14 protein-coding genes are annotated in these 24,038 nt (G+C 71.6%); 7 read left to right on the top strand and 7 right to left on the bottom strand.

The genetic code is table 11. From position 1 onward, the window contains the following. The first annotated feature begins 6 nt into the window (after positions 1 to 6). The 3 genes from ACZ9QC_RS00675 (at position 7) to ACZ9QC_RS00665 (ending at position 9,384) form a co-directional block, all read left to right on the top strand. Positions 7 to 7,377: an SDR family NAD(P)-dependent oxidoreductase gene (locus ACZ9QC_RS00675; protein WP_472918245.1), complete on the top strand. Its 7,371-nt coding sequence runs from the start codon at positions 7 to 9 to the stop codon at positions 7,375 to 7,377. A gap of 114 nt (positions 7,378 to 7,491) precedes the next feature. Continuing rightward, entirely contained in the window at positions 7,492 to 8,301 is an 810-nt protein-coding gene (locus ACZ9QC_RS00670; protein WP_472918244.1) for an SDR family oxidoreductase, read from the top strand. Between the two features lie 27 nt (positions 8,302 to 8,328). Next, positions 8,329 to 9,384, top strand: coding sequence for a 3-oxoacyl-ACP synthase III family protein (locus tag ACZ9QC_RS00665; RefSeq protein WP_472918243.1), 1,056 nt, complete (start codon positions 8,329 to 8,331; stop codon positions 9,382 to 9,384). A gap of 88 nt (positions 9,385 to 9,472) precedes the next feature. On the opposite strand, the gene ACZ9QC_RS00660 is transcribed toward ACZ9QC_RS00665, so the two are convergent. The 6 genes from ACZ9QC_RS00660 to ccrA all read right to left on the bottom strand — a co-directional run bounded on the left by ACZ9QC_RS00660 (position 9,473) and on the right by ccrA (position 18,329). Next, positions 9,473 to 10,897 carry an aldehyde dehydrogenase family protein gene (locus ACZ9QC_RS00660; protein ID WP_472918242.1) on the bottom strand — a complete coding sequence of 475 codons (1,425 nt, stop codon included), beginning with the start codon at positions 10,895 to 10,897 and terminating at the stop codon, positions 9,473 to 9,475. 131 nt (positions 10,898 to 11,028) lie between these two features. Then, entirely contained in the window at positions 11,029 to 12,408 is a 1,380-nt protein-coding gene (locus ACZ9QC_RS00655; protein WP_472918241.1) for an aldehyde dehydrogenase family protein, read from the bottom strand. Continuing rightward, complete coding sequence (locus ACZ9QC_RS00650; RefSeq protein WP_472918240.1) at positions 12,408 to 13,514, bottom strand: AMP-binding protein; 1,107 nt, start codon at positions 13,512 to 13,514, stop codon at positions 12,408 to 12,410. The genes ACZ9QC_RS00655 and ACZ9QC_RS00650 overlap by 1 nt, the downstream gene beginning before the upstream one ends. 175 nt (positions 13,515 to 13,689) lie before the next feature. Continuing rightward, positions 13,690 to 15,027: an MFS transporter gene (locus tag ACZ9QC_RS00645; protein WP_472918239.1), complete on the bottom strand. Its 1,338-nt coding sequence runs from the start codon at positions 15,025 to 15,027 to the stop codon at positions 13,690 to 13,692. Positions 15,028 to 15,209: 182 nt separating this feature from the next. After that, positions 15,210 to 16,976 (bottom strand): 3-hydroxyacyl-CoA dehydrogenase family protein, encoded by a 1,767-nt coding sequence (locus ACZ9QC_RS00640; protein WP_472918238.1) that lies wholly within the window; start codon positions 16,974 to 16,976, stop codon positions 15,210 to 15,212. 9 nt (positions 16,977 to 16,985) lie between these two features. Next, positions 16,986 to 18,329, bottom strand: a complete 1,344-nt coding sequence (gene ccrA, locus ACZ9QC_RS00635; RefSeq protein WP_472918237.1) for a crotonyl-CoA carboxylase/reductase — start codon at positions 18,327 to 18,329, stop codon at positions 16,986 to 16,988. A gap of 624 nt (positions 18,330 to 18,953) precedes the next feature. Here ccrA and ACZ9QC_RS00630 point away from each other — a divergent pair. From ACZ9QC_RS00630 to ACZ9QC_RS00620, 3 genes are all read left to right on the top strand, one after another. Beyond that, positions 18,954 to 19,085, top strand: a complete 132-nt coding sequence (locus ACZ9QC_RS00630) for a hypothetical protein (RefSeq protein WP_472918236.1) — start codon at positions 18,954 to 18,956, stop codon at positions 19,083 to 19,085. 13 nt (positions 19,086 to 19,098) lie between these two features. Next, positions 19,099 to 20,355, top strand: coding sequence for a cytochrome P450 (locus ACZ9QC_RS00625; RefSeq protein ID WP_472918235.1), 1,257 nt, complete (start codon positions 19,099 to 19,101; stop codon positions 20,353 to 20,355). Positions 20,356 to 20,709: 354 nt separating this feature from the next. Further along, positions 20,710 to 21,141 (top strand): tetratricopeptide repeat protein, encoded by a 432-nt coding sequence (locus tag ACZ9QC_RS00620; RefSeq protein WP_472918234.1) that lies wholly within the window; start codon positions 20,710 to 20,712, stop codon positions 21,139 to 21,141. A 691-nt stretch (positions 21,142 to 21,832) separates the two neighbouring features. Here ACZ9QC_RS00620 and ACZ9QC_RS00615 read toward each other — a convergent pair. Further along, positions 21,833 to 22,534 (bottom strand): DUF4142 domain-containing protein, encoded by a 702-nt coding sequence (locus ACZ9QC_RS00615; RefSeq protein ID WP_472918233.1) that lies wholly within the window; start codon positions 22,532 to 22,534, stop codon positions 21,833 to 21,835. 274 nt (positions 22,535 to 22,808) lie between these two features. On the opposite strand from ACZ9QC_RS00615, the gene ACZ9QC_RS00610 reads away from it, so the two are divergent. Continuing rightward, positions 22,809 to 23,795, top strand: coding sequence for a trypsin-like serine peptidase (locus ACZ9QC_RS00610; protein WP_472918232.1), 987 nt, complete (start codon positions 22,809 to 22,811; stop codon positions 23,793 to 23,795). The last annotated feature ends 243 nt before the right edge of the window (positions 23,796 to 24,038 follow it).

Here is a 24,038-nt window from a genome sequence, read left to right as displayed (position 1 = left end):
ACGGACATGCCCGCGACGGACGAGGCCGACCTGATCCGCCCGCTGCCCGAACTGCTGCGCGCGCACGCCGAGTCGCGCGGGACCAAGGTGGCGTACTCCGATCAGCGGCGCACGGTGACCCATGCCGAACTGGAACGGCGTACGGCACGGCTCGGCGGGCATCTGGTCGCGCTCGGTCTGCCCCGAGGCGCACGGGTGGCGCTGCTGCTGGGCAACCGAGTGGAGATGGTGGAGAGTTATCTCGGCGTCCACCGGGCCGGCTGTGTCGGAGTACCCGTCAACCCGCACTCCTCCGACGCGGAGCTGCGGTACCTGCTCACCGACAGCGACGCCCACGCGGTGATCACCGACTCCGCGCACGCCGACCGGGTGCGCGCGGTGCTGCCCGCCGGATCACGGCACCTCGTCGTGGTCGGCGACAGTCCGGGCGCGGACGTCCTGTCGTACGAGGACCTGACCACGCGCGAGCCGGCCGTCCCGGCGCGCGACGACCTGGGGCTGGACGAACCGGCCTTCCTGCTCTACACCTCGGGCACGATGGGCCGTCCCAAGGGCGTGCTGTCCACCCAGCGCGCCGTGCTGTGGAACGCCGCCCACTGCTATGCCCCGATCCTCGGACTCTCCCCGGCCGACACGGTGTTGTGGCCGCTGCCCCTGTTCCACAGCCTCGGTCACAACCTCTGCCTGATGGCCGTGACCGCCGTCGGGGCCGGCGCGCATCTGGTCCCGGGGTTCTCCGCCGACGAGGTGCTGGACGAACTGCGCGCCCGTCCCTACACCTTCCTGGTCGGCGTGCCGACGATGTACCACAACCTGGTCCGGGCCGCCGGCACGGAAGGGCTCACCCTGCCCGCGCTGCGTGTGGCCTTCGTCGCGGGGGCGGTCACCACGCCCGCGCTCGCCGAGTCGTTCGAGGCCGCCTTCGGCGTCCGGCTCACCGACAACTACGGCTGCACCGAGACCAGCGGGCCGACCATCACCATGCGGCCGGGCGGTGAACGGGTGTCCGGTTCCTGCGGGTTGCCGGTGCCCGGGCTGAGCGTGCGCGTGGTGGACCCGGACACCGGTGCCGAGCTGCCCACCGGCGCGGAGGGCGAGATCTGGCTCAGCGGCCCCAACGTCATGCTGGGCTACCACAACCGGCCCGATGCCACCGCGGAGGTGCTCCGCGACGGCTGGTACCGCACCGGCGACCTCGCCCGCCGTGATGACGCCGGCTACTTCCGGATCACCGGCCGGCGCAACGCCGTGATCATCCGGGGCGGGGAGAACGTCCACCCCACCGAGATCGAGGCCGTGCTCGCGCAGGTGCGCGGGGTGCGCGACGCAGCCGTGACGGGGTTGGCGGACGAGGAGTTCGGCCAGGTCCCCGTGGCCCTGGTGGTACCCGGCCCTGACGGTGTCGACTGCGCCGAGCTGTTCGCGCGGTGCCGCCGGGACCTCGCCTACTTCAAGGTGCCGGTGGAGATCAGGGCCGTGTCCGGACTGCCGAAGACGGTCACAGGCAAGATCGCGCGCGAGCCGCTGACCGAACTGCCCGGCCGTCTGCTCGCGGTCTCCGGCTCCCACGACGGCCTGCACCTCACCGGGCCGGACGGCGAGCCGACCCCCCTCTTGGGCACCGAACTGCCCACCGGACCCAGCCCGATCGCCGGCCACCGACTGACCCTGGAAGGAGACGCCGGCGAACTCGCGCAGCTGATCGCCGACCACCTCGTGAGCGGTCACGGGGCCCGACGCGCCGAGCCCTCGGACACGGAGCGGCACATGGAGCCGTCCGCCGCCGAGCACGGCGTCACCGCCACGGTCACCGGCTCCGTCGTCACGCTCGCCGTCGCCGGGTCCGCCCCCACCACCCTGCTGCTGGGGGAGGGGCTGACCGGCCACCGGATCCGCAACGCCGTGGACGTGGCACTGAGCCGACCGGGCCGCACACTGGTCGCGGCCGTGCGCCCGGTGTCGCCGGCCGCGTCGGAGACCCTGCCGACCAGGGTGGACCTGACCGGGGTCACCGGCACCGACCTCGCCAGGAGGCTCGTCGAGCTTGTCACGGGCCAGGTCACCGAGGTGCTGGGCGCGGTCGACGGTCTCGATCCGGACCGGGCCCTGCGCGAGTACGGGCTCACCTCGGCCGACGCCGTGCGACTGAGGAACCGTGTCGCCGCCGCCGTGGGACTGCGGCTGCCCACGACACTGGTGTTCGACCATCCCTCGGTACGGGCGATCGCCGGGTATCTGCGCGACGAACTCACCGGTTCACAGGTCCCCACCGACTCACCCCGGGTCACCGGCGCACCCGAAGCGCGCACCACGACCGCCGCGTCGCCCGGTGACGGCGGCCACCCGACCGCGGACGACGACCCCGTGGTGCTCGTGGGCATCGGCTGTCGCTACCCCGGCGGGGCCGATTCCCCCGAGGCGCTGTGGCGGCTGGTGGCCGACGGAGTCGACGCCACCTCGGAGTTCCCCGACGACCGGGGCTGGGACCTCGACCGACTGTTCGCCCCCGACCGCAGCGGCACATCGTGCACCCGGCGGGGCGGATTCCTCCATGACATGGCCGACTTCGACCCCGAGTTCTTCGGGATCTCGCCGCGCGAGGCCCTGGCGATGGACCCGCAGCACCGGCTGCTGCTGGAGACCTCCTGGGAAGCGCTGGAACGCGCCGGGATCGACCCGACATCCCTGCGCGGCGAGCGGGTCGGGGTGTACGCGGGACTGATGCACCACGACTACATCGCCGACCCGGCCCAGGTGCCACGCGAAGTGGAGGGCTACGTCGGTACGGCCATGGCCGGCGCCGTCGCCTCCGGACGGATCGCCTATGTGCTGGGGCTGCGCGGCCCGGCCCTCACCATCGACACCGCCTGCTCCTCCTCGCTGGTGGCGCTCCATCTCGCGGCGCAGTCGATCCGCCGGGGCGAGTGCGCACTGGCGTTGGCCGGCGGCGTGGCCGCCATGGCGACGCCCTACGGCTTCGTCGAGTTCAGCAGGCAGCGCGCGCTGTCCGAGGACGGACGGTGCAAGGCGTTCGCCGCGGCGGCCGACGGCACCGGCTGGGCCGAGGGCGTCGGCATGGTGGTGCTGGAACGACTGTCCGACGCCCGCCGCGCCGGGCACCCGGTGCTGGCCGTGATCCGGGGCTCCGCGGTGAACCAGGACGGCGCCTCCAATGGACTGACCGCGCCGAGCGGGGCGGCCCAGCAGCAGGTGATCCGGCTCGCCCTGCGCGACGCCGGGCTGACCCCGTCCGACGTGGACGCCGTCGAGGCCCACGGCACCGGCACCCGCCTCGGCGACCCCATCGAGGCCGGTGCGCTGCTCGCCACCTACGGGCAGGACCGGCAGACCCCGCTCTGGCTGGGCTCGTTGAAGTCCAACATCGGGCACACCCAGGCCGCGGCCGGGGTCGGCGGCGTGATCAAGGTCGTACAGGCCCTGCTGCACCGCACCCTGCCGAAGACCCTGCATGTGGACGAGCCGTCGCCGCATGTCGACTGGGCGGCGGGCGACGTACGGCTGCTCACCGAGAGCAGGCCGTGGCCGGAGCGGGGCCGGCCGCCGCGCGCGGCGGTCTCCTCGTTCGGCGTCAGCGGCACCAACGCCCACATGATCCTGGAGGCGCCCCCGGAGGAAACCGCGCCGACGCCCGCCACCGAACGGCCCCCTCGGCCGCTCGCCGCCGAGCCGCTCGCCGCCGAGCCGCCCGTCGCGTGGACGTTGTCCGGGAAGACCCCCGAGGGACTGAGGGACTGGGCGGCCCGACTGCTCCCCGTGGCCCAGGACGCCGCACCGGTGGACATCGCGCACTCGCTCGCGGTGTCCCGCGCCCACTTCACCCACCGCGCCGTCGTGATCGGCGGTGACCGCGACGAACTGCTCGCCGGGCTGCGGGCCGTCGCCGAGGGAAAGGCGGCGCGGAACGTCGTCTCGGGAGGGCCCGGAGCGTCCGGCGTGGACGGCAAGGTGGCCTTCGTCTTCCCCGGACAGGGCACGCAGTGGCTGGGCATGGCCGCCGGCCTGATGAGCGAACCGGTGTTCGCCGAATCGATCCACGCCTGCGAACGGGCCCTCAAACCCCATGTGGACTGGTCGCTCACCGAGGTGCTGGCCGGCGACACCGACCGGCTGGCACGACTGGAGGTCATCCACCCCACGCTGTTCGCGGTGATGCTGTCACTGGCCGCCCTCTGGCGCTCCCACGGGGTCGAACCCGACGCGGTGATCGGCCATTCCATGGGCGAGGTCGCGGCCGCCTGTGTCGCGGGCGCCCTGTCGCTGGAAGAGGCCGCCCGCGTCGTCGTGGTGCGCAGCCAGGTCATCGCCGAACTCGGCGTCAGCGCCGGCATGGCGTCGGTGAACGCCTCGCGCGCACAGCTGGACTGGATGATGGAGCGCTGGCCGGACCAGCTCTGGGTCGCCGCCCTCAACGGGCCGTCCACCACCGTGGTCGCCGGTGAGGACCTGGCGATCGACGGCCTGCTCACCGAGTGCGCGCTGGACGGCCTGCACGCCCGCCGCATCCGCGTCGACGTCGCCTCGCACAGCCCCAAGATGGAGTCCCTGCGCGAGGAACTCGTGACCCGGCTGGGGGAGGTGCACACACGCGCGCCCTCCGTGCCCATGTACTCCACCGTGGACCTGGACTGGGTCGGCGACTCCACGCTCACCGGCCCCTACTGGTTCCGCAACCTCCGCCGGCCCGTGCTGTTCCAGCCGGCCGTCGAGCACCTCGTCGAACAGGGCTTCCGCGTCTTCGTGGAGGCCAGCCCGCACCCGGCGCTCACCTCCGCGATCGAGCAGACCCTGGACGAGAGCGGCACCACCGGCGTCGTCACCGGCACCCTGCGCCGCGACGACGGCGGCTCCGCACGGTTCCTGCTCTCCGCCGCACAGCTGTACACCCGGGGCGTGGCAGGCGTGGACCTCGCCACCGGCACCGGACGGCCCGTGCCCCTGCCGACCACACCGTTCCGGCGCCGGCGCTTCTGGCTCACCACGACCGCCTCGCCCGAGCAGGGCTCCGGTCACCCGCTGCTCGGCACGTTCGTCGCATCCGCCCGCAGCGGTGAGTCCGTGGCCACCGGTCGTATCTCACCGGTCGAGCAGTCCTGGCTGGCCGACCACGGGGTCGACGGCACATGCATCCTGCCCGGAACCGCCCTGCTCGACCTCGCGCTGCGCGCCGCGCACGACACCGGCGGCACCGGGATCGACGAGCTGGTCATCGAGACGCCCCTGGCACTGTCCCGACAGGGCACGGCGGCGCTCCAGGTCGTGGCCGACCCCGTCCGACGTACGGTCGAGGTGTTCAGCAGACCGCAGCAGCCCGGCAGCCAGTGGAGACGCCACGCCCAGGGCAGGATCGACGACACCCCCCATGAGCCGTTCGCCCCGGCACTGCCCCCGGCCGACGCCGGGGAACTCGGCATCGACTACGCGTCGCTGGCCGACCACGGCTACGAGTACGGTCCCGCGTTCAGGGCCGTACGCGGGCTGTGGCGGCGGGGCGAGGAGCTGTTCGTCGAGCTGCGGCTGCCCGAGGAGGCACCCGGCGGGTTCACCGGCCCCGGACTGCACCCCGTGCTCGGTGACGCCGCCCTGCACGCCCTCGCCCTGACCGAGGAGCGCCCGGACGGCCAGGTCGGACTGCCCTTCGTATGGCACGACGTGTGGGCCGGCGACCGGTACACCCCGCACGCCTACGCCCATCTGGCACCCGGTGGTCCGGACGCGTACACGGTGACGCTCTCCACCGCCGGGGGCGAACCGTTCTTCCGGGGAACACTCGGCATACGCACGGTGGCCCTGCGGGACCTGACGGGCACGGTGCCGACGGACTCGGCGTACCGGATGCGATGGACCGACATCGAGGACCCCGCGGCCGCGCCCGCACCGAAGTTGGCGCTGCTGGGCCCCGACCGTCTCGACGTGATCGCCGACCCGGTCGACCTCGCCGACGCCGACGCCGTCGTGTGCACCCCGGTGCCCGACGACGTACGGGCTGCAACGCTGGAGACGCTCTCCCACCTCCAGCACTGGCTGGCGGCCGACCACCCGGCCGACGTCCTCCTCGTCGTACTGACCCGCACCGACGACCTGGCCCACGCGGCCGCACGCGGGCTGGTGCGATCGGCGCAGACCGAGCACCCCGGACGGTTCCTGCTGGTCGAGACGGACGGCGACCCCCGCTCCTCGGCCCGGCTGGCCGACGCGACGGCCGCCGGACGGCCACATGTGCGGCTCGCCGAAGGACGGCTCCAGGCACCGCAGCTGGAACGCGTCACACCGGGCCTAAGGGCCCGACCGGACCTCGCCGACGGCACCGTACTGATCACCGGCGGCACCGGCACGCTCGGCTCACTGGTGGCGCGGCACCTGGTCACCGAGTACGGGGTCCGCAGCCTTCTGCTCACCAGCCGCCGAGGGGCACGTGACGCGGAGCCCCTCATCACGGAACTGACCGAGAAGGGCGCTGAGGTCACCATCGCCGCCTGCGACGTCGCCGACCGGGACGCACTGGCCGCCGCCCTCGACCTCGTACCGGACCGCCACCCGCTGGTCGCCGTGGTGCACGCGGCGGGGGTGCTCGCGGACGGTGTGACGACCTCGCTGACCGCCGACCGGGTGGAACAGGTGCTGCGCCCCAAACTCGACGGTGTGCGCAACCTGCATGAGCTGACCCGGGACAGCGATCTGGCGGCCTTCGTGCTGTTCTCCTCGCTGTCCGGGGTGCTGGGCAGCCCGGGGCAGGGCAACTACGCGGCGGCGAACGCGTTCCTGGACGCGTTCGCCGAGCGCCGCAGGGCCGAGGGGCTGCCGGCGCAGTCCCAGGCGTGGGGCCTGTGGCAGGAGGCATCCGGGATGACCGACGTCCTGCGCGCACCCGACCGGGACGGCACCCTCCCGGACGGCACCGTGCCCATGCCCACCGAGTTCGCGCTGGCCCTGTTCGACGAGGCACTGCGGCAGGACGACCCGGTCCTCACCCTGGCCAGGTTCGACCTCGCCAAGCTGCGCACCCGTGGAGCGCCGCCGCTGCTGCGCGGCCTCCTGCCCGCGGCACCGGCCGTCTGCGCACCCACCGTCCGGCTGCACGACCTGGCCCCCTCCGAGCGGGCCGAACGGCTGCTGACCGAAGTGCGCACGGCCGCGGCCGAACTGCTCGGCCACCGGGACGGGGAGGCCCTGCCGCCGGACCGCAAGCTGCAGGAGTTCGGCCTGGACTCGCTGACCTCGGTGGAACTGCGCAACCGGCTCAGCACCCTCACCGGCCTACGGCTCCCCGCCACCCTCGTCTTCGACCACCCCACACCGAAGTTGCTCGCCGACCACCTCCACGGGGCACTGGACGCCCTGGCGGAGACGGGCACCTGACCCAGCGGCCGGCGAGGCCCCGGCGCGGACGGGCATCCCGCGGTGCGGTCATGCCGAGGCCCCGGCGCAGCCCCAGAGATTCCCTCGATCCCTCTGATGTCCATGGAGGTTGTGATGTCCTCACCCACGACGGACCTGACCGGACTTCGGGTCATGGTGACCGGTGCGGCCGGTGGCCTCGGCCGGGCCATCGCCGAGGCCGTGCACACGGCGGGCGGGCAGCTGGTGCTGACCACCCGCGACGCCGACTCGCTGCCCAGGGCCGCCGACGGTCTCGACCGGGGCCCCGAGGTCGTCACGGCCGTCGCCGATGTCACCGTCGACGCCGAACTGACCGAGGCCGTCGAGCTGGCCACCGAACGGCTCGGCGGGATCGACGTGCTGGTCAACAACGCCGGCGTGCCCGGACCGGTCGGCCCCGCCTGGGAGAACGACCCGACCGCATGGTGGCACGCCATGGCGGTCAACCTGGGCGGTGCGCTGGCGGCGTGCAGGGCGGTGCTGCCGGGCATGATCGAGCGTGGCCGGGGGAGGGTCGTCACCATCTCCAGCAACGCGGGCCACACCCGCTGGCCGCACGTCAGCGCCTACTCGGTGTCCAAGGCGGCCGTGAACAAGCTCACCGAGAACATGGCCATCGAACTCCTGCCGCACGGGATCAACGTGTTCAGCTACCACCCGGGTTTCGTCGATGTCGGCCTCGGGGCGGCCGAGGCCGTGCCACGGCAGAGCGACGACCCGTGGCGGCGCCGTATCGACTCCTGGCTCGACGCACAGCGCCAGGACGGCAAGTACACCCCGGTCGCCGAGGCCGTCGCCAACCTGCTGCGGCTCATCGGCGGCGAGGGCGACGTACTCACCGGCCGCTATCTGACCCACGCGGACGACCTCGCGGCCCTCGTCGCGGCCAGTGGCCGCACCTGACGCCCGGCGGTACCGACGGAGGACATCATGACCGCACACCCCGGCGACCACCCCGTGCGCGGGACCGTCTACGCGCCCGCCCTGGGCGCACTGGGCATCCTCGGCACCGGCTCGTACCTCCCCGACCGGATCGTCACCAACGCGACCGTGGCGGAGCGGGCCGGAGTGAGCGCCGAGTGGATCGAGCGGAAGACCGGGATCGTCGAACGACGGTACGCCGCCGACCACGAGGCGGCCTCCGACCTGGCCGTGGAGGCCGCGGCACGCGCCCTGGCCGACGCGGGTACGGTACCGGACGACGTGGCGTGGATCGTCGTGGCCACCTCCACGCCCGACCACCCCCAGCCGGCCACCGCCGCCATCGTGGCGCACCGGCTGGGCGCCCGGCGTGTCGCCGCGTTCGACGTCAACGCCGTGTGCTCCGGGTTCATCGCCGCGCTGCACATGGGGACCCGGCTGCTGGCCGGACCAGAGGCGGACGGCGGCCGCAGGCTGGCGCTGGTCGTCGGCACCGAGGTGTACTCGCGGATCATCGACCGGGGCGACCGCAGGACGGCGCCGCTGTTCGGCGACGGGGCGGGCGCCGTGGTGGTGGGGCCGGTGCGCGAGGGCCGGGGGATCCTCGGCATGGGAATCCGCACCGACGCGCATCTGCACGACTTGATCGGTGTCACCGCGGGCGGCAGCAGGGCTCCTGCCTCGCAGAGGACTCTGGCCCAGGGCGACCACTTCTTCCGTATGCAGGGGCGCGCGGTACGGGAGTTCGTGGAGCGGGCACTGCCGGACGCGATCGCGGGCTGCCTCGACGCGTTCGGGGTGGCGGCCGACGACGTGGCGCACTTCGTGCCGCATCAGGCCAACGGGGAGATGCTGCGGTCGGTCCTCGGGCGGCTCGGCCTGGGGGCGGCCCGCACCCATCTGCCGGTGGACCGGCACGGCAACACCGGCGCTGCCTCCGTCCCGCTGGCGCTGGACCACGCTCGGCACGGCCCCGACGGCCCGGTGGACGACGAGTTGGTGCTGCTCGCCGGGTTCGGCGGCGGTATGACGGTGGGGACGACCCTGCTGCGCTGGGGCGACTGAGACCGGGCCCCGGGGGACTGAGCCCCGGGGCCCGGACCGTACGTCAACGGTGTGGCGTGCTCTGTTCGCACGCCTGCCCGGCGCGGACTCATTCCTTGCGGACGGACAGCACCTGGGTGTCGGTGTGCTCCAGCACGCCTTCCACTCCGTTCTCGACGCCGAGGCCGGAGGACTTGCGGCCGCCGAAGGGCACGTCCGGGGTCGGTATCGCCTCCTGGTTGATCCAGACGGTACCGACCTCCAGCCGCGCCGCCAGTTCCTCGGCCACCGCGAGGTCACGGCTCCAGACGGTGCCGGCGAGCCCGTACTCGCAGTCGTTGGCGCGGCGGACCACCTCGTCGACGTCCCGGAACCGCAGCAGGGGCACGATCGGGCCGAACGGCTCCTGGGTGACGACCGCCGAGTCGTCGGCGGGGTCGTCCACCACGGTCGGGTGCACGAAGTAGCCGGGCCCGTCCGGGATCGCGCCCTCGACCAGCAGTGCGGCGCCGGAGCCGATGGTCTCCTTGACCAGGCCGACGACCCGCTCGTACTGCGCGCGGTTCTGCAGGGGGCCCAACCGGACGCCGTCCTCCAGGCCGTTGCCGACCTTGACGGTGCGGGCGAGTTCGGCGAAGCGTTCCGCGAACGCGTCGTAGATGTCCTCGTGGACGTAGACCCGCTTGGCGGCGATGCAGATCTGGCCGCTGTTGGCGAAGCAGGTCCAGAAGACGCGGACCGCGACCTCGTCCACGTCCACGTCGGGCAGCACGATCGCGGGGTCGTTGCCGCCCAGCTCCAGAGTGACGCGGGAGAGGGTACCGGCGGCGGACGCCATGACCTTGCGGCCGGTCGCGGTGGAGCCGACGAAGGCGATCTTGCGGATACCCGGGTGCCCGGTGAGTCTCGGGCCGAGACCGTCCCCGCCGCTGACGATGTTGAGGACGCCGGCCGGTACGACGTCGGCCAGCAGCTCGCCGATGCGCAGGGTGGTGAGCGGCGTGTACGGCGAGGGCTTGAGGACAAGCGTGTTGCCGGCGAGCAGCGCGGGGGCGATCTTCTTGGCGGCGATGACGACCGGGTAGTTCCACGGCACGATGCCGACGACGACGCCGAGCGGTACGCGACGCACCCGGATGCGACGGGTCTCGGTCTCGATGACCTCGTCGTCGTGGAAGTCCAGGGCCACATGCCCGTCGAGCCAGTCGGCGAAGACCGCGATCTCGACACGTGCGTCGGCCAGCGGCTTGCCCTGCTCGGTGGTGAGCAGGGCGGCGAGTTCCTCCAGGTGCTCGCGGACGGTGGCCGCGCAGGCGGTCAGCACGGCCCGCCGCTCGTCCAGGGAGGTGGTGCTCCAGGCGGCGAAGGCGTGTCGGGCGGCCGAGACGGCGGCATCGAGCTGGCCGTCGGTGGCGTCGGGGGCACGGCCGGCGATCGCCTCGGTCGCGGGGTTCAGCACGTCGAGCGGGTCGCCCTCGGCGCCTACGAGCCGGCCGCCGATGAGCATGCGAGGGGTGGGTTCCGGATGGGGCACTGAGGTCACTTCCCTGATGAGTGGGCGTGTTCTGGAGCAGCTGCGGGTGTCCTGCGGGGCCGGCCCGCATGCGTGAGGGCCCTCGCTCCTGGCGCCCGAGCGAAGGCCCTCTGTTCGGACCGGCCGGACGGTCAGCGGATGCAGGCCTTCGTGCGCATCAGGAACGTCTCGAGAAAGTCGTCGTGCGGGATGCCGGGCGGCAGCCAGTGCGTGGGATGGTCGCCGAGGTAGACGTTGGAGATGCTGGGCTCGGCGAACAGCCGGTCCACCAGGGCCTCGTCATCGGTGACGGCGGTGAGCACCACGGTGTCCCGGAACGGCGCGACCCCGGCCTGCGGGCTCCACGGCGCCACCCACACACAGGGGAAGCGCAGTTCGACACGGCTCTGCGGCGCATCGGGGCGCGGCAGTTGGTGCACGGCGGGCCGCAGAACCGCGGTGCCGTCCCCGAGATCGTCGACGATCCCGTCGCCGCCCAGCCACGGGGTGGTGCCGGCTGCCTTGGCCAGCATGTACTTCTCGATCCTGCGGGCCTCGTCCAGCGGCTTCACCGGCAGGACCGCCTTGGGGTCCTGCGGCGGCAGACTGGGCAGCACGGCGAGCCGCTCGGCGATCGCCCGCGCCACCGGCGCCGGGTCGCCCTCGACGAACACCGTGCTGGTGTTGATGCACGCGGTCCCGGCGTGGCCGGCGACCGAGGAGACGATGGCGTCCAGGTACGACCTCCAGTCGGCGTCCTTGGTCACGAGGAACTTCGACCGGCCCGGACCCTGCGGCAGCACCGTCGCCGTCGAGCCGTACTTGCGCACCACCTCCTCACCGCCGTACACCATCGACAGATCCGCGCCGCGTACGACGTCGTCGGCCGTGGCGTAGTCGGTCGGCAGCAGCGCGACGCGGTCGGCGCCGAAGCCGGCGTCGCGCAGTGCGGTGATCCACCGGTGCGAGCTGAACGGCTCGCGGCTCGACGGCCGGACCACCACCCGGTAGCCGAGGGCGAGGGACTGCAGCCACAGGGTGTGGGCGCTCGGGGTGTTGCCGGGGGCGTGGACGGCGAACACCTCGCCGCGCCGCGCCCACACACCGCTGCCGTGCCGGGTGCGCGGGTCGCGCCAGTCGTTGACCGCCCCGACGGGACGGGCCAGCTGGGAGCTCAGATACGCGCGGTCGGTGTACCGCACGGTGTAGTCGAGGGCCGCCTCCGTCGTGGCCCAGGGCAGGCCCGAGACCCGGCACACCGCGTGCTGGTACTCCGAGACGGACAGTCCGCCGACGGTCTCGGTGGCGAAGGCCCGGCCCGCCCTGGCGATGGCGTCCAGGCGCTGCTCCAGCGGCAGCGGGTCGGCCTTGCGCAGTGCCGTCATCGTCCTGGTGACGAAGAGCGGGGGAACCAGGCTCAGTTCGGCGCACGGCGTGCCGTGGATGTCGTGGACGGTCTGGATGTTCCTCGACCGGTACGGGCCGCTCGGGCCCAGGGCGTCGAGCCGGATGAGATCGCTCTTGACGCTCACTAATAGACCCCCTCGATGACGGCCTCCCCGTCGAAGACCCGGACCGGGGTCACATCCGCCACGGAGTCACCCACCTGCCCCGGCAGCCCCGGTACCCGGGTGGCCATGTCGCGGTCGAGGTTGTTGGGGAGGAGGAAGCTCCGGCTGACATGGTTGACGACGACCCGGCCTCGGGTTCCGTGGGCGACGGGTTCCCCGCTGTCCGGGTCGACGACCCGGAAGGTGATGTACGGGGCCGGCGGGTCGAAGACGCAGGCGCCGGAGTCGTCTTGGGCCTCGGTGACCCGCTGGCCGCAGCTGTGCAGCATCATCGTGCTGCCGAAGAAGCCGACCAGCGCGACATCGGGGAACACCTCGCGGCCCAGCAGGTCACGGGTGTTGACGTCCATGTGCGCGCCCGCCCAGACGATCGCCTTGACCTTGGCGCGCACCAGCTCGGTCAGCTCGTCGTCCGCGGCGAGGCGTTCGAGGACCGGCGGGGTGATGGCGAGAACGCCGACGTCCTGACCACGCAGCAGGTACCGGGCCTGGTCGAGCAGATGGGCGGAGTAGGCGCGGGCGTCCTCGTCGCGGTCGGCGGCGATGAGCTGCTTGACCCAGCGCGGGTCCATGTCTATGGAGAGGACGTTGCCGCCCCGTCCTACGGCCAGCTGGGTGTACGCGTAGCCGCCCATGTGCGGCCCGGTGGGGAACATCGACAGCCAGTTCGTGTCCCTCGGCACGCCGTGCGCGTCCAGGGTCGCGCCGAGCCATTCCTGCGACTTGAGGAACCAGTCCTGCAGCAGGACCACACGCTTGGGCCGGCCGGTGGTGCCACCGCTCTCGAAGATCCCGCGGATGTCCGGCCGCTCGCCGTAGCCGCGGGGAACGAGATCCTCGATGCGTACGTCGCGCAGTTCGTCGCACACGTTCGGGAACAGCGCCAGATCGTCGACGCCCTTCACATCGGTGAGCGGGTCGAAGTCGAGTGTCCTCGCCCGCGCCAACCAGAACGGCGAACCGGTCCTGGGGTCGAAGTGCCAACGCATCGCCGCCCGGACGAACTCGCCGGGATCGGGACAGTCCCCGATCGGAGTGTCGAGAACGGTGTCGATGTCGTCGTTCATACTGCCTCCGGTGTATCGCTCGTCCTGCGGGCCCGGCTCGGCGCCGTCATGTCAGCGCCGAGCGGGTGGCTGGGTCAGGAGCAGGGGGTGCCGGTGTGCGGCCCGGCACCGCGCCGCGGCATCGCCCTGCCGGGACGGCACGACGGTCGGCCCGAGGGGGTTCGGGCGGCGGGCGTCACAGGCTGAAGTCCTTGTCCCGGGTCTCGGGCAGCGCCAGGATGCAGCCGAAGCTGATCAGGCACAGCGCGCCGGCGTAGAGGCCGAGGACGAGTGGCGACTGCCAGTGCGAGGTCAGCCAGGTGGCGACCAGCGGGGCGAAACCGCCACCGAGGGTGACGGCGAGGATGAAGGTCGCCGAGGCTCCGGTGTAGCGCATCCGGGCCGGGAACAGCTCCGGCAGGAACGCGGCCATCGGCGCGAACATCATGACGAACAGCACGAGTCCGACGGCGAAGGCCAGGGTGATCAGGACACCGTCACGGGTCTGCAGGGAACCGAACATGGGCAGGGCCCACAGGACGCTCCCCGCCGCGCCGGCCAGCATCACCGGTCTCCTGCCGATCCGGTCCGCCATGATCGCCACCGGGATGGTGACGATCACATCGGCCGCGGCGGCGATGCTCGCGGCGGTCAGCATCGTGGGCTGCGGGATACCGAGCGCGGCCGGCCCGTAGGAGAGGCTGTAGACGGTCGCCAGGTAGTACGTCGCCGCGCCGCCGAGCGCCGCGCCCACGCCGAGGAGAAGTTTGCCGGGGTACTCCCTGAGCAGGGCGGCGAGCGGGAAGCGGGCCACGGGAGCCTCGTCCGTGGACCTCTCCTCGAACACGGGGGACTCGGTGATCCGGGCCCGGACCCACAGGCCGACCACGATCAGGACCGTGCTCAGCAGGAACGGGATGCGCCAGGCCCACTCGGCGAAGCCGTCCTTGCCGACGATCGCCAGCGTCGGCAGGATCACGGCGCTCGACAGCAGGAAACCGAGCGGTGGGCCGGCCTGCGGGAACGACGCGTACAGCGCGCGGCGACCCGCAGGCGCGTGCTCGGCGGCCAACAGCACCGCTCCGCCCCACTCGCCGCCCATGCTGACGCCCTGCAGCAGCCGTAGGGCGACCAGGAGCACGGGCGCGGCGAGCCCGGCGGTCTCGTACGTGGGCAGGAGTCCGACGCCGACCGTCGCCACACCCATCAGGACCAGGGAGAGGAACAGGGCACGCTTACGGCCGAGTCGGTCGCCGATGCTGCCGAACACCACCACACCGATCGGCCGGGCCACGAACGCGGCGGCGACGGTGAGGAAGGCCGCCAGTGTGGACACCGTGGCGTTGCCGGAAGGGAAGAAGGCAGGGCCGAGGACGAGGGCGGCGGCCGTGCCGTACACGGCGAAGTCGTAGTACTCGATGATCGTGCCCACGAGGCTCGCCACGGCGACCCGTGAGGCGGTGGACTTCTGTGCGGCGGCTGTGCTGGTGGCGGTGACGGTGACCGGTTCGACTCTGCTGTCGGTCTCGGACATGGAGCGGCTCGCTTCCGATCAGGCCCAGGGGCTCAGTGATCCAGGACACATGCGAGGGGGGGACTGCGGGGACTGTAGTGCTGCGGCCGAGGGGGAAAGAGGCCGTGTGCCACCCCGTGGCACGGCACAAGGGGCACACTCTGGCACCCCGGCCCCCGGGGCGGTACGTCAACGGGAGGGGGTCAGAACGTGGAGGGCCTGCCCCTGCCCGCGGTGCGGACGCCCCTGTTGTTCTTGCGGCCGAGGGCGCCGGTGGCGACGAGGGCTTCGAGGAGCTGTGCCGGTTTCTGCTCCGGGCGGGCGAGTCGGTCGTACAGGTGGTGCTGGATGGCGAGGGCGACGTCGAGACCGATGGTGTCGAGGAGGGCGAAGGGGCCCATGGGGTAGCCGTAGCCGTTCTGGACGGCGGTGTCCGTGGCCTCGATGTCGGTGCCGGGGCGTCGGAGGAGTTCGACGGCGGCGCCGAGGTAGGGGAAGAGCAGACCGTTGACGATGAAGCCGGCGCGATCGGGGCAGGTGACCGGGGTCCTCCCCAGCGCGACGGCGAAGGCGCGGGCGTCGGCGAACACATCGTCGGAGGTACGGTCGGTGCGGACCAGTTCGACGAGGCGTAGTGCGGGCGCGGGATTGAAGAAGTGCATGCCGACGACATCGGCGGGCCGCCCGGAGGCTTCCGCGCAGGCCGTTACGGACAGGCTGGACGTGGTGGTCGCCAGAACGGCTCCTGCTGCGGCGAACGTGCCCAGCCGGGCGAAGAGGCCGCGCTTGACGTCGAGGTCCTCCACCACCGCCTCGATGACCAGATCGCACTCCGCGACCGCTTCCACCGCCGTGGCGGGGGTGAGCAGCCGCAGGGCCGCCGATTTCCGCTGAGCCGAGATCCTGCCCCGGCGAACGGCACGGGTCAGGGACTCGGAGATCGCCGCGAGGGCGGCATCGGCCTTCTTTGGACCACGCGCCACCAGCACGGTCGGATGACCCGCGGTCGCCGTGACCTCCGCGATACCGCGGGCCATGACACCGGAGCCCAGGACGGCGACCGTACGCAGCGGGCGACGGGCGGCGGCGGGGCGGTCCACGAGCCCGTCCGGGGACGCGGCGCCCTCGTTGTCGTAGGTGTAGAACCCGTCGCCGGTCTTGCGCCCGAGGCGGCCGGAGTCGACCAGGCTCGTCAACAGCGGGGCGGGCGCGAAGGAGGCGTCACCCGTCTTCCGATGAAGTCGCGTCAGGGTCGCGTGGGCCGTGTCCAGGCCGATGGTGTCCAGCAGTTGCAGCGGCCCGTCCGGCAGACCGCAGCCCAGTCGCATCGCGGTGTCGATGTCGTCGCGGCTGGAATGCCCGGCGTCGAGGAAGGCCACGGACCGGTTGAGGTAGGCCATCACGAGTGCGGTGGCGTCCTCCGCCGGTCCGGCGCCGATCTCGACCGGCGTCAGGTCGAGTGCGGTGATCAGCGCGTCGACGGCGCCTACGGTGGCTTGGGAGGTCAGGGCGGTGGGAGCCGGCTCCACCGTGCCCCCGGGACCGGGAGGGACGAGGAAACGCAGACCTGAGATCGTCTCCGGCCGGCCGGAGACGATGGCGAGTCGGGGGACGGAGAGCGAGGCGGTCGTCGTGAGGACCGGGGCCCGCGTGATCCCGCCGATACGACGCAGCACATCGATCTTCACGGCCGGGTCCTCGGGTACGGCCTCGATCACCACGGTGGCGTCCGCGATCTCCGCCAGGTCGTCCGTGAGGACGACCTGCGCCTCGGTGGTCGCCGCCCTGCCGTCCTGCTCCGGCGTCGCCGCGGTCAGCGACTTGAGGCGGTTGCCGACCCGTGCGAGGACGCCGAGGTCGCTGTCGACGGCCACGATGCGATGACCGGCCCGATGCGCCAGCCGAAGGAATGCCTCGCCCACCGTGCCGAGACCGACGATGCCCGTGAGGGGCGGTGGATCGGTGGTCATGACGTCTCCTCACACCTTCCGCTCGCGGAAGCGGTTGATGGCTCCGAGGTGCTTCGTGCGCAGTACGTGGTCGCGCACACCGAGCCCTTCCTCCGGGGCCATGCAGAGGATGCCGACCTTGCCCTGGTGGAGGTTGGCGTGGACCTCGTAGGCCGCCTGCCCGGCCTGCTCCAGTGGGTAGACCTTCGACAGCGTCGGGTGGATCCTGCCCTTGGCGACGAGCCGGTTGGCCTCCCAGGCCTCGCGGTAGTTGGCGAAGTGTGAGCCGACGATGCGTTTCAGCGACATCCACAGATAGCGGTTGTCGTACTCGTGCACGAATCCGGATGTGGAAGCGCAGGTGACCACCGTGCCGCCCTTCCTCGTCACATACACCGAGGCGCCGAACGTCTCCCGGCCCGGATGCTCGAAGACGATGTCGACGTCCTCGCCGCCGGTGAGCTCCCGGATGCGCTTGCCGAACCGCTTCCACTCCCTGGGGTCCTGGGTCCGTTCGTCCTTCCAGAACCGGTAGCCCTCCGCGCTCCGGTCGATGACCGCCTCGGCACCCATCGCACGGCAGATGTCCGCCTTCTGCGCGCTGGAGACGACACAGACGGGGTTGGCTCCCCCGGCGAGCGCCAGTTGGGTGGCGTACGAGCCGAGTCCGCCGCTCGCCCCCCAGATCAGCACATTGTCGCCCTGCTTCAGCTGCGCCCCGTTGCGGGAGACCAGCTGCCGGTACGCGGTGGAGTTGACCAGGCCCGGAGCCGCAGCCTCCTCCCAGGTCAGGTGCTCCGGCTTGGGCATCAGCTGGTTGGACTTCACCAGCGCCAGCTCGGCTAGGCCCCCGAAGTTGGTCTCGAATCCCCAGATCCGCTGCTCGGGGTCCAGCATCGTGTCGCCATGACCCTCGGGGCTCTCCAACTCCACGGACAGACAGTGGGCCACCACCCGGTCACCCGGTCGCCACCGGTTGACACCGGGCCCGGTGCGCAGCACCACGCCCGCCAGGTCGGATCCCAGCACGTGGTAGGGCTGGTCGTGGCGTCTGGTGATGTCACTGAGGCGTCCGTAGCGCTCCAGGAAGCCGAAGGTGGGCAGCGGCTCGAAGATCGAGGACCATACCGTGTTGTAGTTGATCGCACTCGCCATCACGGCGACCAGGGCCTCGCCAGGACCCGGCTCCGGCGTCGGCACCTCCTGCACCTGCAGGGACTTGCGAGGATCCTTCTCCCTCGACTCCAGGCCCTCGAACATCGAGGTGTCCTCCCGGCGCACCACATTGCCCCGGTAGTACTCCGGCAGGCGCAGACCGGCCACATCTCGCGATGTGATCTCCTCCGAGAGGAGTGCGTCGACGATCTCTTTCATATGCCATCCCGTGACGTGTCGAGGTGGATCAGGTTCACCACTCCGGGCCGAGTGCGTCGGGCCGGATGGGAAACCGCGAGGAGTCGGGGGACGTACGGGTGCGGCGCCGCGTCCGCACGCGGGGGCGGACGCGACGGACTTCCGCACCGGAAGTCCTGTGGTCGGCAGCTGATGGGGGGCGGGAACGGGGGCGAGGTGGGTTGGGGGGTTGGGGGGGGGAGGACCGGTCGGCCCGGAACCGACAGGACAGTGATCGAGAACCGACGCCGCATCGGCTCCACTGCCGCCTTCGGACGGACAACTCACTGCCGGGCCGTTACCAGGAGGTGTCCTTGAGCATTTCCCTGTCATCTCGGCGTGCCACAGAGCGGCACAGGCGGAGGCGGAGCGCGGCGGTCAGGGACACGCTCGAAACGCGCAGCCTAGGAGAAGACCCGCCGCACCAGCCGGAGTCGACCTGAGGAGTGACCCGACTGTCCCTCACATTCCTTGCCAGGCAGCCCGGTACTACGCGCCGCACGCCATCACGAACGACTCACTGGCCACCCCTGTGTCCCGGGGCCGATGCATGGGCGCGACCGGACGAAGCCGGCACGGCACCCTGCTCTCGGTCGACCACAACCCGTGCAGTGGTTCCGGCCGCTGCCGGGCGACCACCGGGACCCGGCCGCCCAGGACCACGACCGGCGACTGGGGGACGCCGAGGCCGCCTACCCCTGGCCTGCGATCGACTTCACCACGAGCGAAGACGACTGAGAGGAAGAGCGACATGAGCAGTCGGCCCACCGAAGCGCCGGTCGAGGACGTGGAGCCGCGGTTCAGGCCCTACTCGGCGAAGGCGACCGAGCCCTGGGAGGAGTTCGCGCATGACCGGGCCCGCTGTCCCGTCGCCCGCAACGCCGAGCTGAACGCGGTGCAGGTCTCCACCTACGAGAGCGTCAAGGCCGTACTGGCCGGGTACCAGTCGTTCTCCAACGCGTCCGGCAACGTCTGGCCGCTCAAGGAGCCGCTGCCGATCGAACAGCAGGTGCTCGGCTGGTCCGATCCGCCGCGCCACACCCGCCAGCGGAAGCTGCTTGTCAAGGCGTTGTCGGCGTCCCGGATCGAGAAGATGCGCCCCTTCACCGAACGCTTCGCTGACGACATCGTCGACAAGCTCGCCGAGCGGGGATCGTTCGAGGTGTACGCAGACTTCGCGGCTCCGATGGCCGCCGGTCATGTCACCGAGCTGCTGGGTATCCCGGAGGACGAGCGCGAGGCCTACGCGCGGTCGGCGCAGGAGATGGAAGAACTGTTCACGGCCACCCTCGACGGGCATGCGGAACCCGGGTACAACAGTGACATCACCGAATGGCTGGACCACCTCATCGAGATGGTCCAGGCGAAGCGCGCGGCCGGGCCGGGCAGTGACGACCTGATCACCCAGCTCTGCTTCGCCCAGGTGGACGGCGACTACTTCGAGGTGGAGGAGATCGCGGCCTGCATCCAGTTGCTGAACGCGGCGGGGATCGGCACGACGATCGGCGCGATCGGCAACACCGCCTATCTGCTGGACCGCCACCCCGACCAGAAGGCCCGGTTCCTGTCCGACATCGAGGGGTTGTCGCGCTCTCTGGCGGCGGAGTCCCTCCGGTACGAGCCGCCCATCTCGGGTCTGTGGCGCACGTGCACGAAGCCCACCAGGCTCGGGGACGTCGACATCGAGCGGGGGGAGAAGGTCTTCGCTCTCATCAGCTCCGGGACACACGACCCGCTGATCTATGACCGGCCGGACGAGTTCATCATCGAGCGAGACTGGGCGAACCTGCCGGCGGACCTGGCGTTCGGTCAGGGCATCCACTTCTGCGTCGGTATGAACATGGCCCGGCTGCAGATACAGGTGGCCGCCTCGAAGCTGTACAGCCGACTGCCCAACCTCCGGATCAAGCCCGGCTTCGAGCCCGAACTCCAGGCGGGGGCGGTGTTGCGGCGCTTCACCAGGCTGGAACTGGTCTTCGACGGCCCGGCCCGCCCGAGGACGACCTGACCCCACGCGCGCGGCGGCCCGGGAGCAAGCATCGGTCCGGGCCACCGCGTACGAGGCGGAGGTGAAGTTGCTGGTCGAGCTGCGGCAGGAGGGTGGCCGCGGTGCGTGCGTGGCCATCACCCCCGAGGGCCGCACGAGCTCCAGACGCCAGCCAGCGTGTCCTGCCATGTGATCGAGCAGCTGGAAACGTGAGCTCGTGGTGAGCGGGAGGAATAACCAGGCGTGAGGGCTTGCTGCAAGGGCGTCCCCGGCACTCACGGGCGGCCACGAAGCGTCCGTCGTACCCGTTCGAGCATCGGTCGGCCGCGCTCCGGACCGTATGGAGAAGGGCCCGGGAGAAGGAGGAAGGGAACCATGACCGACAACTTCAACGCCTACCCGGCCACCGGCGGGGTGGCGCCCGACCGTTGGGCCAGTGCGCTGCACCTGTTCGACAACGGCGTCGGAGTGCCGCACGAGGAGACCACGGCCGAGCGGTGGGAGCGGGCCCGACTGCTGTTCGACGCGCGCGATTACATCGGTGCCGCGAAGCTGCTCGTCGACGTGGTCGAGGAGGTTCCGGAGCAGACCGGCCCCCGTCTGCTGCTGGCCCGCGCCTACTACCACTCCGCGCAACTGCGGCGGGCGGAGGACCAGTTGCGGGTGATCGTCGAGCGCGATCCGGTGGAGCACTACGCCCACCTGATGCTCGGACGCACCCTGCAGCGCCAGGGACGCCGGGGCGAGGCGGAGCCCTGGCTGCGGATGGCCGGCGCGTTCGCGGGCGAGTTCCCCACCGTGGAGTGAGCGGAGCGGGAGGAACAACTGAGGGGCGGGCACCGCACGACCGGTGTCCGCCCCTCACCTGCGTGGCGCCCTGGCAGAGCGTGGGAATCGTCCGAGCCTGGGTACCCGATCTCGTCACGCAGGAAGGCAGTCCGAAGCGGACCGGGCGCCCCACTGCGCGGCCGGGCCCTGTCTCAGGGGCGGGCGCGGGGTACGACCGGGGTGACCAGCGATGAGCGACGACTGCGTTCCCCGCGCCCGGACGCACACTCGACGGCCAGGAGCTCCGCGAGGTCACCGGGGGAGGGGGCTCCGCCGACGGTCGGCGTGCTGCCGCCGCGTAACCGTGCCGGTGTCACTCCCGGGCGCCAAGTAGCGGCCGACCGTCGGCTCAGCTCCCCCGCTCGATCATTGCACAGTGCAAAGGTTGCCGCCAGTGGCCCGGCCGTTCGGATCGTTCGCCTGCTGCGGATCGTTCGAACCGCCTTTTGTCGCCGCCCCTTTGAGGAGGGGGCGGCGAGGAGGCTGTCGGAGCGGGCGGGGCGCACGCGAGGATGCCGTGCGGGGGCGCGAGGAGGCCGTACGGGGGACGTGCGCGTCGCCTCGCCACCCCCGATCGGCTGCTTGCCCGGCACCGGCACCAGCACCAGCACCGAGACTGAGACCGGCACTGGCACTGGCACCGACACCGGCAGGTCGGCCGTCGTGTCCCCTACTTGGGGGCGACGTCCTTCTCGACCTCCTGGAAGGTGGAGGCGTCGACGAGCCCGGTGTCCTCCAGGACCTCCATGTGGTCCAGGACGGTCTGGTTGGCCTGACGGGCGTGGCGGCGGATGAGGTCGTTCTGGGTGGCGGCCCGGACCTCACCGATCGTGGCGAAGATCTTGCCGTGGGACGCGCGCAGGACGTTGGCGAAGAGCTTGTCGAACTCCTCGCCCTGCGCGTTCTCCAGATCCCGGACCCACTGCTGCTGTTCCTCGGTGGCCTCGTTGGGGATGTCCACGCCGAGGATCTCGGCGTCCTCGCGCACGAGTTGGTCCAGTTTGCTGTGCCCGTCGATCAGGTGGTCCCCGGCCCGCTTGACGGCCTCGTTGGAGGCGTGGGTCTGGGCGAGCCGTCCGGCCGGGATCTCCCAGAGGCCGGCTTGGCGTACCTTCACGAGGAACTCGCGGTCCACTTCCGTCACGGTCAGGTCGGCGCCACCCTGGCCGGTCGCCGCCTGTCCGGCGCCTCCGGTGGTGACATGGCCGCCGGCGTGCTGGGCCTGGCCCGCGATCGTCGGGTTGGCCGAGGCTTCGTCACCGCCCGCCCTGATCGCGATGACGGCGGCGGCTATCACGGCGCACACGGCCGCGATGATCGTGAGGGTCCGCCTCGACGTCCGCGTGGACACGGCGTGTCGGTTCGCATGCATGTGTTCTCCCGGTCGGGTAGAGAGTGATTCCTCCAGGTCGGTAGGAGTGGACACCTGTTGCGGCTGGCACGGCACGCAGCGAGAGGTACGCACGGGAACGCGGCAATGTTCAAGAGGTGGTCAAAAACGGTCCGCCGGGGCGGGGCTCTCGTCCGAACCGGCCCAGGGGATGAATTTGCGCCCCATTGTGACGTGTACCTGTCCAAGCGGCGGGTGGGATGGCACTCTGCGTTGCGCGAGTTCGTCCTCGTCCCCCACCGCACAAGGAGTACGCGTGAGAGACATACGCCGCTCGTCCCGCCCCTCCCGCTCCCCGCGCAGGTCCCGCCCCGTCTTCGCGGCGCTGCTCGGCGCCGCCGCGCTGCTCGGCACCGGCGTGTTCGCTTCGCCGGCCGGGGCGGCCACGGCCGCGGCCGACCCCGCCTCGTTCTGGACCGCCGAACGGATGCGCCAGGCAACGCCGTTGGACCTGCCGACCGTGGACCGGGCCCAGGTGAAGGCCCCCTCCCTTGCCAAGGGCAAGGCGAAGACGGTCGCCCCGACCCTCCCGGGCACTCTGAACGAGGTCGGAGTGCTGGCCTTCCCCAACAGCGGTGGTGCCTGGAGCGGGGGCGGAGCCGTGGTGTCCACGGCCGGGCGGGTGTTCTTCACCTACCAGGGGCGCACGGCCTCGTGTTCCGGCAACGCCGTCACCAGCTCCAACAAGAGCACCGTCATCACCGCCGGGCACTGCGTGAAGCTGGAGGGCTCCTGGCACACCAACTGGGTCTTCGTGCCCGGCTACCACGACGGGCAGGCACCGTACGGCAGATGGAGTGCGACGAAGACGCTGGCCACCCCGCAGTGGACCGCGAGCGAGGACATCAACTACGACATCGGCGCGGCCGTCGTCGCCCCGCTGGACGGGAAACTGCTGACGGATGTCGTCGGCGGGCAGGGGCTGGCCTTCAACACCGGCTACAACCGGGCGATGTACGCCTTCGGCTTCCCCGCCGCCTCTCCGTACGACGGGGAGAAGTTCATCTACTGCAGCGGCACCACCAACCGTGACTTCCTGCTCTCCAACGACCACGGCATGAACTGCAACATGACCGGCGGCTCCAGCGGAGGCCCCTGGTTCACCCAGTTCAACGAGGCCACGGGTACCGGCCTGCTGTCGTCGGTGAACAGCTTCAAGTACAACTTCCTGCCCAACCGCATGTACGGGCCGTACTTCGGCACCGACGCGCAGAACCTCTACCAGACCGCGCAGTCCTCCTGACCCGCGGTCGCACCACCGGGAAGCCGGCCTGAGGCTGACATACGACGTGCTTGCGCGGCACTCGCGACCGCGCAAGCACGTCGGCCCCTGCTCGGAGGGACAGCTCCCGAGCCGCGTCCGCTGCGCATCGGCGAGCTGAGGAACGAGATCCAGGGCATCAGCGGCGCGCCGACCGGCCTGGGCCCTGGGCTTATGACTCATGACTCAGGGCTCAGGGCTCGGGGCTCGGGGTCAATGGCTCAG

This window comes from Streptomyces sp. HUAS MS02, assembly GCF_055702265.1.
The sequence above is the reverse complement of the archived record's forward strand: the minus strand, read 5'-3'. Positions and strand labels throughout refer to the sequence as shown.